The sequence below is a fragment of the Nocardiopsis sp. NRRL B-16309 genome (genome assembly GCF_001279585.1).
In the GTDB taxonomy this organism is placed as follows: Bacteria; Actinomycetota; Actinomycetes; order Streptosporangiales; family Streptosporangiaceae; genus Nocardiopsis.
The window spans coordinates 1-12654 of sequence record NZ_LGEC01000090.1 but is presented as its reverse complement, the minus strand read 5'-3'; the positions used below and the strand labels follow the sequence as shown (position 1 = coordinate 12654).

11 protein-coding genes are annotated in these 12654 nt (G+C 68.0%); 5 read left to right on the top strand and 6 right to left on the bottom strand.

The genetic code is table 11. The features are described from left to right. Nucleotides 1–48: 48 nt before the first annotated feature. Entirely contained in the window at nucleotides 49–957 is a 909-nt protein-coding gene (locus ADL05_RS20340; RefSeq protein WP_053618588.1) for a LysR substrate-binding domain-containing protein, read from the top strand. A 408-nt stretch (nucleotides 958–1365) separates the two neighbouring features. On the opposite strand, the gene ADL05_RS20335 is transcribed toward ADL05_RS20340, so the two are convergent. The 3 genes from ADL05_RS20335 to ADL05_RS20325 form a co-directional block, all read right to left on the bottom strand. Further along, a complete protein-coding gene (locus tag ADL05_RS20335) occupies nucleotides 1366–2829 on the bottom strand; it encodes an amidase (RefSeq protein WP_053618587.1) in 1464 nt (487 codons plus the stop codon). Between the two features lie 307 nt (nucleotides 2830–3136). After that, nucleotides 3137–4291: an MFS transporter gene (locus ADL05_RS20330; protein ID WP_197285874.1), complete on the bottom strand. Its 1155-nt coding sequence runs from the start codon at nucleotides 4289–4291 to the stop codon at nucleotides 3137–3139. 52 nt (nucleotides 4292–4343) lie between these two features. Further along, nucleotides 4344–5081: a FadR/GntR family transcriptional regulator gene (locus tag ADL05_RS20325; RefSeq protein ID WP_053618607.1), complete on the bottom strand. Its 738-nt coding sequence runs from the start codon at nucleotides 5079–5081 to the stop codon at nucleotides 4344–4346. 209 nt (nucleotides 5082–5290) lie between these two features. On the opposite strand from ADL05_RS20325, the gene ADL05_RS32495 reads away from it, so the two are divergent. Continuing rightward, nucleotides 5291–5533: a hypothetical protein gene (locus ADL05_RS32495; RefSeq protein ID WP_156365936.1), complete on the top strand. Its 243-nt coding sequence runs from the start codon at nucleotides 5291–5293 to the stop codon at nucleotides 5531–5533. Between the two features lie 248 nt (nucleotides 5534–5781). After that, nucleotides 5782–6738: a helix-turn-helix domain-containing protein gene (locus ADL05_RS20315; RefSeq protein ID WP_053618584.1), complete on the top strand. Its 957-nt coding sequence runs from the start codon at nucleotides 5782–5784 to the stop codon at nucleotides 6736–6738. A 53-nt stretch (nucleotides 6739–6791) separates the two neighbouring features. Here the strand turns inward: ADL05_RS20315 and styD are convergent, their stop codons facing one another. Next, entirely contained in the window at nucleotides 6792–8258 is a 1467-nt protein-coding gene (gene styD, locus ADL05_RS20310) for a phenylacetaldehyde dehydrogenase StyD (RefSeq protein ID WP_053618583.1), read from the bottom strand. An 878-nt stretch (nucleotides 8259–9136) separates the two neighbouring features. Between styD and ADL05_RS20305 the strand changes: the two genes are divergently transcribed. Next, nucleotides 9137–9517, top strand: coding sequence for a nuclear transport factor 2 family protein (locus tag ADL05_RS20305; protein ID WP_053618582.1), 381 nt, complete (start codon nucleotides 9137–9139; stop codon nucleotides 9515–9517). 551 nt (nucleotides 9518–10068) lie between these two features. Here the strand turns inward: ADL05_RS20305 and ADL05_RS20300 are convergent. Further along, complete coding sequence (locus ADL05_RS20300; protein ID WP_156365935.1) at nucleotides 10069–10281, bottom strand: hypothetical protein; 213 nt, start codon at nucleotides 10279–10281, stop codon at nucleotides 10069–10071. A gap of 676 nt (nucleotides 10282–10957) precedes the next feature. Next, on the bottom strand, nucleotides 10958–11986 hold the full coding sequence (locus ADL05_RS20295) for a LacI family DNA-binding transcriptional regulator (RefSeq protein ID WP_053618580.1): 1029 nt from the start codon (nucleotides 11984–11986) through the stop codon (nucleotides 10958–10960). Nucleotides 11987–12253: 267 nt separating this feature from the next. On the opposite strand from ADL05_RS20295, the gene ADL05_RS20290 reads away from it, so the two are divergent. Further along, nucleotides 12254–12526: an ABC transporter permease subunit gene (locus tag ADL05_RS20290; RefSeq protein WP_053618579.1), complete on the top strand. Its 273-nt coding sequence runs from the start codon at nucleotides 12254–12256 to the stop codon at nucleotides 12524–12526. Nucleotides 12527–12654 lie beyond the last annotated feature (128 nt).

The window sequence follows — 12654 nt, the reverse complement described above, 5'->3', positions numbered from 1 at the left end:
CCTGACGAAGTTGTTGAGTAAAACTAAGGAAGCGGTTAGCATCAGGCGATGACCGCCAACGTGGAGAGGTTCAGCCTGCGGCAACTGCGCTACTTCGTGACTGTCGCGGAGGAGGGCACGCTGGCGGCCGCGGCCGAGCGCCATCTCATATCCCAGTCGGCCGTCTCTCTCGCGATCAGCCAGCTTGAGCGGTCTCTGGGAGTGCAGCTGTTCTTGCGCCGCAGATCCCGCGGTATCTCGCTGACCGACGCCGCTCGGCGCGTGCTTCCCGAGGCGCGCAGCCTGCTCGCGCATGCCGGGGAGGTGCAGTCGACCGCCCAGAGTCTGGGCCGGTCGGTCAGCGGGGAGCTGACGCTGGGCTGCTTTCCGACCCTGACTCCGTTTGTGCTGCCGGACATCCTCAGGCGCTTCCCGGTGCTGCACCCCGACGTGACGGTGCGGCTGTTCGAGGGATCGGTGACCGAGATGGCGCATCGACTGCTGGACGGCGCCTGCGAGATGGCGCTGATGTACGACCTCGGCATCGCGGACGACATCTCCAGGACCGTTCTCTACAGCGTCCGCCCCTACGTTCTCCTGGCGGCCGATCATCGACTCGCCTCCCCCGAGCCGATTTCCCTCGCCGAGCTGCGGGAGGAGCCGATGGTCATGCTCGACATGCCGCCGAGCGCGGAGATGTTCCGGGAGGTCCTGGCGGTCGGCGGTGTGGAGCCCGACGTGCGGTTCGTCTCGACCCACTTCGAGTCGGTACGGTCGCTGGTCGCCAGCGGGGTGGGCTACGCCGTCCTCCTCCAGCGCCCCCGCGCGGAGTTCACCTATGCCGGCCCCCCGTTGGTCCACCGCGAGATCGCCGACGAGGTCCTGACCGTGGACGTGGTGCTCGCCCATGCGCGAGGTGCGCGACTCACCCGCCGCGCACAGGCGTTCGCCGCCTACTGTGTCGAGGCATTTGCTTAGCGGCCCGGCACGGGCGTGCGCGGATCAGATCGAGTGCCGCTCAGGCGGCTGTCTCGGTGTGGCGTCTGAGGGCAACGATGCAGCACACGCGCGTCGAGATGCCGACGAGGTACAGGCTGACTGGGACCGAGGAGTTCCACGTGGCGTGAAGCACGGCTGATGCGGTGGGAGCGAGACCTCCGCCGAGAACGGCGCCGATCTGGTAGGCCAGACAGGTACCGCTGTAGCGAAACGTGCGCAGGGTGGCGGTGCATGCCAGGCGGTGAACGATGTCGGTAGGCCGTGTGCGCGAGAAGCGCATGCACGGTTTGACGGGCGGGGGCTGGAAACGGAGCCTCACAGGCCACCGCGCCAGTCCCCGACCCTACTGAGCGGACATGGCTCTTTCGTCTGCTGGTGTGCGGATGGTCAGGCGCGGGAGCGGGGCGGTGACTCGAAGCCGGGCACGTGCTCGGCGACGTGGCGGGCGAACTCGATCACAGTTCGGTCCTCGAGGTACGGACCGATGATCTGTAGGCCGACGGGGAGGCCGTCGCCGCGCGTGCGGCCGATCGGCACTGACGCGGCGGGCAGGCCGAGCAGATTGGCGAGGCCGACCCACGTCACGAGGTCCCATTCCGGTCGCGTAATCCCGTTGACCTCGATCACGCGCGCATCCAAGTCTGGCGACTGGTCGTGCGGCCTCGCCGGCAGCGACAGCACCGGGCACACGAGCACGTCGTAGTCCCGGAAGAAGTCGGCCCATCGGCGGCGCATCTGCCAGCGCTCCTCGTCGGCACGCAGCCAGTCGCGATGACGCTGGACGAGGCCACGCATGTGGCGTGTGCCGACGTTGTCGGCCGCAGTTGGGAGCCGTGCCAGTCCTGCGTCGATCCCTGCCACCTCCTCGTCGCCCAGTCCGATCGAGACAGCCCCCATCAGCATCCGCCGGTAGATGCGGTCCGATGCCTCCAGCGCGACCGGGCCTGGCCGCCGTTCTACGCGAGCCCCCTCGCGTTCGAGCACACCGATTGCGTCCTGGAGCAGCTCGAGCACCGTGTCGTCGACGGGTGCCCACGGGTCGTCCAGCCACGCGGCGACACGGAAGTCCGCGAGCTCTCGCCTGCGGGGAGGCGGCAGCTCGAGCCGCCAGCCCGTGCGCTCCTCCTCGATCGGCCCTGCGAGCACGTCGAGCGCCAGTTCGAGGTCGTCGGCGCTGCGCGCGAGTGGGCCGGCGGCGGCCAGATCCCGGGGCGCGAGCGCGCCCGGCTGTCCCGTCATGTGGCCGCGCAGCGACACGACGCTCTGGGACGGCTTGAGTCCGTAGACGCCGCACGTGTGGGCGGGGTTGCGGATTGAGCCGGCGATGTCGCTGCCGAGCTCGAGCCCGGTCAGACCCGCCGCTACTGCGGCGGCGGAACCGCCCGACGAGCCGCCTGGCCCGCGCGACAGGTCCCAGGGGTTGTTTGTCGTGCCGTAGACCTCGTTGAACGCTTGACCCTCGCCGCACCAGATCGGCAGGTTGGTCTTGCCGAACACGACGGCGCCCGCTGCGCGCAGCCGTGCGACCGCGTCAGCATCGTGACTGGACACGTTGTCGGCGAACGCGGGGGCGCCGCAGGTCGTGTGCATGCCGGCCGTCTCGAAGCACTCCTTGACAGTCATCGGGAGCCCGTGCAGGGGGCCGAGCGAGCGGCCGGCCGCGATCGCCGCGTCTGCGGCGCGGGCTGCCTCGCGCGCCCGCTCCTCGTCCAGCACCACGACCGCGTTGATCGTGGGGTTCAGGCGCGCGACGCGCTCCAGGTAGTAGTCGAGCAGTTCGCTGCTCGACAGCTCCTTACGTGCCAGCGCCGCGACGAGGCGCGTCGCCGACGCGAACGCGAGGTCGTTCATGTTGCTCTCCTAAGCTTGGTGATGTTCGGGGTGGGATGACCAGGGCGATGGATGTGCCTGATGAGGCTCTGTCCGGTGGCAGCCCGGAAGGAATAGCCGCCCTGTCCTTCTGGATGCCCTGGTCATGTTCGCGACCAGCAACAGCTGGTCGTGGTGCTTCCGCAGCTCACTCAGCCGAGGCGAAGGGATTGACGTACACCAGCGAACAGAACAGTGGCGCCGCTGTCGGCGTGTCCGGGTAGCTGAAGGGGGCGGTCGTGGGCATGGCGGTCAGTTCCCGATGGGTACGGGAGCGGGGGACGGGGAGTTACAGGTGCAGGTCGCGGCCGGCGCGGGCGCCGACGGCGGCCTGGGTGAGCGTCAGGGCGACCAGCAGCAGGAGTGGGAGTGTCCAGCTGCCGGTGAGGTCGCGCAGTGTCCCGAGCAGGAGCGGCCCGGCGGCGGCCACCAGGTAGCCGACGGACTGGGCCATCGAGGCCAGTGCTGCCGCCTGCTCGGGATCGGCCGCCCGTTGGCCTTGGAAGGACAGGGCGAGGACAAGGCAGGCTCCGCCGCCCAGGCCGATGAGCAGGCTGGACACGACGGCCAGTTGCGGGGCCACGGCCAGTAGCACGTAGCCCAGCGCGACGATCACCGAGCCGGCCGCGGCCTGGATCCGTTGGTCCTTGACTCTGCGGGCCAGGATGGGAAGGGCGCTGCTCGAGACCATGCCGACCATCTGGAAGAGGAACAGCTGCCACCCGGCAGCGGCCTCGCCCACCCCATGGTCATGGAGGATGCTGGGCAACCAGGCGATCATGGTGTAGAAGCCGAGGGACTGCAGGCCCATGAACACGCTGACCTGCCAAGCCAGGGGAGAACGCCAGGGGACGCGCGCTCGCGCGGCGGGTGGTGCCGCCATGGGGCCGGTGCGCCGGTATCGCGGGAGCCAGATCGCGAGGGCGAGCACGGCGAGCACGGCGAACACCACCCAGATTCCCAGTGCGGTGCGCCAGCCACCCGGCAGGTGTTCGGCCAGCGGTACCGACACCCCTGAGGAGAGCGCGGCGAGCAGGCCCATCGTCGTGACGTAGAGGGCGGTCGCCTGCCCGATCCGGTTTTCCGGCACGGTCCTTTTGATGACCGACGGCAGCAGGACGTTGCCGTAGGCGATCGCGGCCGCGATCACCACTGTGCCGGCGAACAGGAAGAACACCCCGGGCAGGGACCGCATGACCAGTCCGGCTGCCAGCACGGCCAGCGAAACGACCAGGGTGGGGGGCGCGCCGTAGCGGTGTGCGGTCCGGCCAACCAACGGCGAGGTGGCGGCGAAGGTGAGCAGTGGCAGCGTGCTGAGCAGCCCGGTCCAGGTGCTGGACAGGCCGGTCGAATCCTCGATGCGGGGAAGCAGCGAACCCACCCCGGTCAGCGCGGCACGGAGGTTCACCGCGATGAGCACGATGATCACGAGCAGCCACACCATGGACCACCGTCCCGACGCAGCATCGGTCGTCCGGTGCGAAGAGCGGTCCGAGTCATTCATCCGCATAACGACCACTTCCCGCCGTGCCGTCCTGCTTGGCGGTGGCAGCTTCGCTCAGCCGGATGGCTACCCCGACCAGCGTGGACGCCGCGTTCCGGGCAGCGACCGCGTCGCCGGCAGCGATCGCGTCGACCAGCGCACCATGCCAGTGTTCGTGCTCGGCAGCGACCTCGCCGTCCCACGGCAGCGCGGTCAACAGCGCCGACAGGGCATGACCCAGGTATTCGTAGAGCTCCACGAGCAGCTCGTTGCCACCGGCCCGCACGACAGCGAGGTGGAAGGCGCCGTCCGCCGCCGCTACCTGCGCCATCGATCCGGAACGGTTGCTCTCGAGAGCCGCCGCCAAGAGCTCACGCAGCCGGGCGGTATCCGCCGCCGACCGCCGCTCGGCAGCCAGGCCCGCGGCGTGTTCCTCCAGCACCGCCCGCAGCTCCAGGACGTCCGCAGGCCGCGAGGTGGCCGTCCGCCGGAGCAGGACCGCCTCCAGCTCGCTGGTCACCCGGACGTAGGTGCCGTCCCCGACTCGAGCCTCCAGCAGTCCGAGGTGAATCAGCGCCCGCAACGCCTCCCGGATGGTGTTCCGACTGACCCCCAGCATCTCGACCAGCTCCTGCTCGCCCGGGATGCGCGTGCCCACCGGCCATCGCCCGGACGCCAGCTGCTCCCGCAACTGGTCGGAAACCTGGGCGGCCAGGGTCGATGCGCGGCGAGGCTGTCGCAAGCCCTCCATCAAACCTCCAAATGTTGGACATCTGCACCTCTGCAGTTAACCACGGAAAGGGCTGGTGATGCCAAAACATGGCGTGGTGTACGCCACAGGGGTGCGGTTGAGCTACTCGTCACCGAACGGCAAGGTGGAAGACAGCGCCGTCGGGCCCCGCCGAGGCAAAGAGAGTCGCGGAGCTGTCCGGTCTGAGCCGCACTGCCGTGTCAGCGCTGGTGAGCACGCTGGAACGCGATGGTCCTGTCATCAAGGCGCGTGCCCCGCACGACGGACGAGCGGTCAACCTCAGCCTCACCGACAGCGGTCTGCGGGCGATCACCACCGCATTCCAGGCGCACACCGAACGCGAACAGCAGTGGGCGGGCTCCCTCAGTACGGACGAACAGCAGACGCTGATCGCCCTGTCGGAGATGCTCACCGCCCACTCTGTCCACTTCGCGGTCAAGCAAAGGGAGTGAGGGAGACGCCGAACAGCGGCGCAAGCTGCCGCATGGTGAGGTTCGTGCGGTAGTACACGGCGTGCCGATCCGGGCAGCTGCGCGCGGAGGGTGCTGGTACGTCCAGTTCTTGAACGTGAAGGAGCGTTGGCCGTCCAGACTGCCGCCGAAGCTGTCCCCGCACATGGACGGCGTCGTACAGATCTTGACCGACCGAACATGCGGTGGCGTACGCTCTGATCGGGTCACCGCCTACAGGAGGACACGACATGGGCGCACCGGCCACTCAGGATCCCGGCCTCGACGGCAGCTTCGAGGCATGGGAAGACCGGATCTGCAATACCTTCGTACCCCTGCGTGCCCGGTGCTCCCGCGACACGTCGCACTTCTCCGGCGACGTCGGTTCGGCCACGCTGGGTGCGGTGGTTTTCGCTGAGGTCTCCGCATCCCACGCCCAAGTGGAGCGGACCCCGCGGCTGATCAAGGCCGATGATCCCGAGTTCTACAAGTTCGGGCTCCAGATCAGTGGCTCCAGCATCATCGAGCAGGGTGACCGCCAGGCGCACCTCCACCCGGGGGATCTCACGCTCTATGACACCTCCCGCCCCTACCGGGTCTCGTCCAGCAACGACTTCCGGATGACCGTGGCCATGTTCCCGCGGTCACTCATCCGCCTCCCGGAACAGCAGATGGCCTCACTGACAGCAGTTCGACTGGCCGGCGACCACGGGCTGGGCGCGCTGATCGCCCCCCTGATGAGAGAACTGGGCGCGCACCTCACCGCAGCCCGGCCCGTCGTCGCCACGCATTTGGGAGACGCTGTCGTCGAACTGGTCACCGCAGCTTTCGCCCAGCGGCTCCAGCGTCCTCTGGATCCGGGATCGCCCGCGGGCCATCGCACCTTAATCGCGCAGGTCCGCAAATTTGTCGACGAACGGCTCCAGGACCCGGGTCTCACCTCGAAGACGGTGGCCGAAGCCCACTTCGTCTCTGTCCGCTACCTGCAGAAGGTCTTCGAGTCGGATGGCACTTCCGTCTCGGCCCTCATCCGTACTCGCCGTCTCGAACAGTGCCGCCGCGATCTCGTCGACCCCGGATGCGGGCATCTCTCCATCGCCCAGATCGGCCACCGCTGGGGTTTCCCCGACGCCGCGCACTTCTCGCGCCTGTTCCGCAGTACCTATGGGCAGTCCCCACGGGAACTCCGCAAGAGGTGCGCTGCCTGATGCAGGCGAGCGAAAGGGGCGGGTGATGTCAGCACCCGCCCCTTTCCCCGTCCTCAGAGGACGACGGTGACGACCTTCTCCTCGGTGTTGGCCACGATCCCGGCCCAGCCGAGTTCGCGACCGATCCCGCTGGTCTTCATGCCACCCCACGGCAGTGCCGGGTCGAGGGCGCCCCAGCCGTTGACCCACACCGCACCGGCCCGCACCTTGGCGGCCAGCGTGTGGGCGAGCGACACGTTCCGGGTCCAGATCGTCGCTGCGAGACCGTAGTCCGTGTCGTTGGCGATGGCGATCGCCTCGTCGACGGTGTCGAACGGGATCACGGCGCCGACCGGGCCGAAGATCTCTTCGCGGGCGATGGTCGAGCTGTTGTCGACGTCGGCGAAGATCGTCGGACGCACGAAGAAACCGGGCTGGTCGGGCCGAGCGCCGCCGGCGACGAGTCGCGCACCCTCGGCCTTGCCCTTCTCGATGTAGTCGAGCACACGCTGCTGCTGGCGCTCGTTGACGAGGGCCCCCATCGTGGTGGACTCGGCGAAGGGGTCGCCAAGGATCTGGGCCTCGGCCGCCTGTGCGAGTGCGTTGACGACGGTGTCGTAGTGCGAGTGGTGGACGAGGATCCTGGTTCCGGCCGCGCACGTCTCGCCCTGGTTGAAGAAGAGGCCCATCGCGATGCCCTGGATGGCCGCCTCGACGTCGGCGTCCTCACAGACGATTTGCGGCGTCTTCCCGCCGAGTTCGAGGGTGACACGCTTGAAGGTGTCCGCTGCCACCTTCTGGATCTGCCGACCGACCTCCGGCGACCCGGTGAAGCTGATCTTGTCGACGCCGGGGTGGGCCACGAGCGCCGCGCCCGCGGTGCGACCGAGACCGGGGACGATGTTGACCACTCCGGCCGGGAACCCGGCCTCCTCGATGAGCCGGCCGAGGTGCAGGATCGACAACGGAGCGTCCTCCGGCGGCTTGACGACGATGGTGTTGCCCGCAGCGAGCGCCGGGCCGAGCTTCCAGCCCGCGATCATCAGCGGCGTGTTCCACGACACGATCGCACCGATCACGCCGACGGGCTCGCGGACGGTGTAGGAGTGCGTCTTCGCCACACCGAGGTAGCCGGCGGTCGGGATCGTCGCACCCTGGATCTTGTCCGCCCAGCCGGCGAAGTGGCGGAACGTGGCCACCGTGTTGGGGACGTCCAGGATACCGGGCTGGCCAACCGGCTTGCCCACGTCGAGGGCCTCCAGCCGAGCGAACTCGGCCGCGTCGCGCTCGATCAGGTCGGCGAGTCGGTTGAGCAGCCGGCCCCGGGCCACGCCGGTCGTTTCCGCCCAGACCCCGTCGAGAGCGGTGCGAGCAGCCTGGACGGCGCGGTCGATGTCCTCGGCGCTGCCGCTGGAGACCTTCACCAGCAGCTCGCCGGTGGCCGGGTTCAGGTTGTCGAAGGTCTCGGCCGCGGTGGCCCATACCCCGTCGATGTAGAGACCGGTGGTGAAGGCCGTCACCGACTCAGCGGTCGTGGTCATCGCATCCTCCTTGATTGGATCTGTGCGGTCCACCGTGACAAGTCGAGACGCGGACGAGTTGCCGATCGCCGCACGGGGATTGACGGTGAACGCCCGCTCTGCGTGCGGGTGCTGGGCGTCGAACGCCCAGTCGTGGCCGACGAGAATCCGGCCGATGATGCGGTCAATGAGGCCGTCGGTAATCGTTTCGGACGGCGCCTGGCGGGCTTCGGCGGCGCGGGACGCTGTGCACGGCCTGCGGGCCGAGGTCACGCTGGAGTTCGCCAGGGTCGACCAGGTGTCGGTGGTCTTTCCGTCCGGGAGAGCCTGGCGACCGCGATCTCAGCGATCCGGCAGTGGTTTCCCTGGGGTCCCGGTCGTCTCAGCCGATGACGGTGGCCCCGCCGCAGGAGTTCACAACGGGGCGGTGGTCGTGCGCCGCCGTGACCGCATCTGAGGCAGGCGGCGAGTCGCCTCGGTGGCAGTGGCGATACATCCCCGTCCTACCAGGGCGTGAGTACTGGTACAGGTTCGGAGATATGGCCTTGCAGATGTACGCGTATGAACAAGCCCGGTACGTCAGGGAGCAAGACCGTGCGGCGGGGCTCGGGCAGGGTATGAGCAGGACGACATCGATGATCGTCCCGTTTGGCGACCTGGCCGTGGCCGCCCGGATTGCCAGTGTCACCCAGTACGGTCTCATCGCCGTGATCTCGACCCGGGACGTCGCTTGTAGTCACGCTGCGGAACCAGCACGACCCCGCTCATTGACCCACTCGACACCGCCACCGGATCGCTGACGACGTCGCTGTCTTCACCGACTTTCGCAGCAATGTTTGAGAAGACAGAGCTCAGGGTCGGCGCCCACGCATAAGCCCCTTGAAGAGAAGGATATTGCAATGCTCACCTCTACTCCCCGCGCTCTTCAGGAAAGGTTCTTGGAGAAGTTCCTCGCTCAGGACATCGAAGGACTAATGGATTTGTATGAGCGGAATGCGGTGTTTGTGGCGTCTGCCGAGCAAGCTGTTGTCGGACTGGATGCGATTCGCGAGCAGCTCACTGGCTTGCTGACCGCGGCGAGCAAGTCGTTCGTGCTGAACCCGACGGTCGCCTTCGAGGTAGACGGTGTGGCACTCATGCACGCGGACTGGGCGTTGGAGGGAACAGGCCCGGACGGGTCTGCGCTGTCGTTGTCGGGCACTACTGTGGAGGTGGCCCGCCGTGGTACCGACGGCGAATGGCGCTACGTGGTCGACAGTCCCATCGGAATCGTGGAGTAGGCACTGCCACGGCATCTGTAGTTCCTTGATCATGGTTGGTCGTGACGGGTGGTGTCGTTGCTGGTGGCAGGGGGCCGCGACAGCTTGGTGACGGCGCCGCCCCCTCGCAGGAACCGGACGAACTCGGGGCAGCTCGGCGGGACGAGCACTGGCTCATCCTCGGCAGCGTCGTGGACGCAGACCGGGACCTGGCGGGACCAGCCGTTGCGTCCCAGGAATCCGCACGCTCCGACCGACAGCCGCGGCTCCTATCGACAACGTCCTGGCCGAAGCGATCCACTCGCTACTCAGCCAATCTGGTCCGCGGGCTGCGGCCCTGGAAGAACCTGGAGCACCTCGGGATCGCGGTCGCCGAGTACATGAACTGATTCGGCCATCACCGCCTGCACGGCGAGATCGGTTTGGTCCCGCCGGCGAAGTTCGAAGCCGACTTCTCGCAGCACGGTGCCGTGTCCGCGGACGCTGACGCGTTGCCTCAGAGTGGCATGTACTGAGCTTGGTGGAGCCGTGTTTCCCGGGTCCTCAGGTCACCAAGTGCAGGCGACTGTGCCTCACTGGAACTCGGAGAGCTCCAGCCTGAGCTCCTCCAGGGAGCGGGTTCCGTTGATGGTCCTCGCGGCCCCGCCGTCTCGGAAGAGGCTCACCTGAGGCAGGGGTGCGTAGTAGAGCCGTGTGTGCGGGTTGCAGGTGATGTCGAGCTGGGCCCCGGCGAGGGCGGACTCTCCTCGGCGATCACTCGCACGCGGGAGGCTATCTCCTCGCATGAATTTCAACCGACAGGGGCGGGCTGGTCCGGGCCGCGTGAGCGCCAACTGGGAGCAGTGTTCCGGCACCGACTCGTCGGTCGTGCCCATCACTGGCCATACACAGCTCGGTCATCCGGCCACTCTCCGATGCTCCACAGTCCAAGGGGCGTCCCGGCCGTGGAGAAGGCTTGGCTACCCACGGTGAGTGAATCCGCGATCATGACAACGAAAAGTGATTAATGCCATGCGGAGAGAATTCACCACGCTGAGGGGTGCGAAGCCGATCGGGAGTGCGGCTCTTGGATTTCTTCTGTCAGGACAGGCCGGGGTAGTCCGCGCGTGGACGTCGTGGTGAGAAGCGAGGATTCGCCGCGCTGGCTTCCCTCGCGGTGTTGCGGTGGTGGCCCCAGGAGCTCAGGCATCTGGAGGTTGCGGAAAAGGTGGCCGTCACGGTCGCAAATGCGATCGGCGTCCGCGCCGCCCTCGGCGCAGGTACCGCCGTAAGGCATGGCGCTGCGAGGGCAGTGCGATCACGGTGGGGCCGCGGTCCTCGACCCCTCGGGCGCCGGATCCTTACAACCGGTCGGCATAGCCCAAATAGGCCTCAGCATATCGCCCGGGACAGTTCTGGAGGAGCTGATGCCCTGGGCGCTCAAGCGGATGAAGCGGTAGTCGGATCGAGCGCCACGCAGCTTCAGCCTGCGGGCGCGGCCACGGAGTCGCGCGCCACCATGCGCATGGGAACCCGGTGGACGCCGTTCGCGTCCCCGGGCTCGGCCAGGAGCCGGACCGACAGGCGTCCCATCTCGTAGTAGGGAAGATCCACCGAGCTCAGCGCCGGCCGGAGCCAGGTGGCGAGGTCGGAGTTGTCGACGGACACGACGGAGGTGTCCTCGGGGATGCGCAGGCCGTCCTCCTGGAGGGCCTGGTAGGCGCCCATGGCCACACGGTCGTTGGCGCAGATGAGCGCGCGGGGGCGGACGCCGGAGTCCAGGAGTGAGCGCACCGCCGCGAAGCCCTCCGCGGGTTCCCAGGTGCACTGCAGGGCACCGGCCAGGCGGGTGCCGTGCTCGGCCATGACCTCCTCCACGCCGTTCATGCGGGCGAGACCGGCCGGTATCCCCGCCGGGTGGGCCTCGGTCCTGTGGTGGGCACCGATCGCGTAGACGCCCTCGCGATGGCCCACGACCATGAGGGCACGTGCCGACTCGCGTCCCGCCTGGGCGTCGTCCGGCATGACCTTGGGCAGGTCGAAGCCGTCGGCGATGCACTGCAGCAGGACGGCCGGGCGGTGGCGCAGCGTCTCGGGCGGGACGCACGGGCGCGGACCCAACACCGCGTAGACCAGGCCGTCCACCTGCCGGTCGAACAGCTCCTGGACCAGCTGCCGTTCCAGGTCCGCGTCGCCCTGGGTCTCGCCCACGAACAGCATGTGCTGGTGCGTGGCGGCCTCGTCCACCGCACCGCGGATGATCTCGCCCGCGTACCCGCTGCTGGCGATGATGTCCGAGACCAGGCCGAAGGTATGCGTGACCTTGGTGCGCAGGCCCCGCGCGGTCAGATTGGGCCGGTAGCCCAGGCGGTCGGAAGCCTCGCGCACACGGCGCTGGGCGTCGGGCGAGATCCGCATGTCGGTGCGCCCGGAGAGCACGAACGACGCGGTCGTCGACGAGACGCCGGCCTCCTCGGCCACTTGGGCGAGGGTAACGCGTCTCTGTGCCATGAGTGGATCCTCCTGGTCCTGGAAGGGTCCAGGGTCGCGTGTGACGAACGCCGCGTCAATTTGTTACCTGCAGGTTGCCTATTGACACGGCGGTGATGTGGTGCGCATACTCAGGCTAATTCGATTTAGCTCAGGCCTCACGTGCGGATTCTATCCCGTCCACCGGGTCAGGCCCGCGCGGGCAGCAGCGGAACCTGAGCCGATCGCCTTCTGGTTCGCTCGGACAACGTTGTCAGGCGCCCCCGACCACATCCCCCAGCCGACTCCATGAGGTGTACGCCCCCGGGCATCTTCACCACGGCGATCATCACCTTCATCGCCGCCTGGAACGAGTTCCTCATCGCACTGACCATGACCAACGACGCCTCGATGCAGACCGCGCCCGTTGCGCTGTCCCGCTTCACGGGCGCGACCCAGTTCGCAACGCCGTTCGGCACCCAGATGGCAGCCGGCGTGGTCGTCACGATCCCGCTGGTGCTCCTCGTGCTGTTCTTCCAGCGCAGGATCGTCGACGGCCTGACCGCGGGCGCGATCAAGTGACCGCACCCACCAGACACCTTGGAGCTTCCATGACCCACAGCACCGCGTCCCCGGCCACGCGCGGGGAGTGGTGGCGCAGCGCCGCCGTCTACCAGATCTACATCCGCAGCTTCGCCGACGGGAACGGT

Excerpts from the sequence above, each read along its gene's own strand:
- ADL05_RS20340 (WP_053618588.1), top strand. The coding sequence starts at position 49 with ATGACCGCCAACGTGGAGAGGTTCAGCCTGCGGCAACTGCGCTACTTC.
- ADL05_RS20335 (WP_053618587.1), bottom strand. The coding sequence starts at position 2,829 with ATGAACGACCTCGCGTTCGCGTCGGCGACGCGCCTCGTCGCGGCGCTG.
- ADL05_RS20330 (WP_197285874.1), bottom strand. The coding sequence starts at position 4,291 with ATGGTGTGGCTGCTCGTGATCATCGTGCTCATCGCGGTGAACCTCCGT.
- ADL05_RS20325 (WP_053618607.1), bottom strand. The coding sequence starts at position 5,081 with ATGGAGGGCTTGCGACAGCCTCGCCGCGCATCGACCCTGGCCGCCCAG.
- ADL05_RS20315 (WP_053618584.1), top strand. The coding sequence starts at position 5,782 with ATGGGCGCACCGGCCACTCAGGATCCCGGCCTCGACGGCAGCTTCGAG.
- styD (WP_053618583.1), bottom strand. The coding sequence starts at position 8,258 with ATGACCACGACCGCTGAGTCGGTGACGGCCTTCACCACCGGTCTCTAC.
- ADL05_RS20305 (WP_053618582.1), top strand. The coding sequence starts at position 9,137 with ATGCTCACCTCTACTCCCCGCGCTCTTCAGGAAAGGTTCTTGGAGAAG.
- ADL05_RS20300 (WP_156365935.1), bottom strand. The coding sequence starts at position 10,281 with ATGCGAGGAGATAGCCTCCCGCGTGCGAGTGATCGCCGAGGAGAGTCC.
- ADL05_RS20295 (WP_053618580.1), bottom strand. The coding sequence starts at position 11,986 with ATGGCACAGAGACGCGTTACCCTCGCCCAAGTGGCCGAGGAGGCCGGC.
- ADL05_RS20290 (WP_053618579.1), top strand. The coding sequence starts at position 12,254 with ATGAGGTGTACGCCCCCGGGCATCTTCACCACGGCGATCATCACCTTC.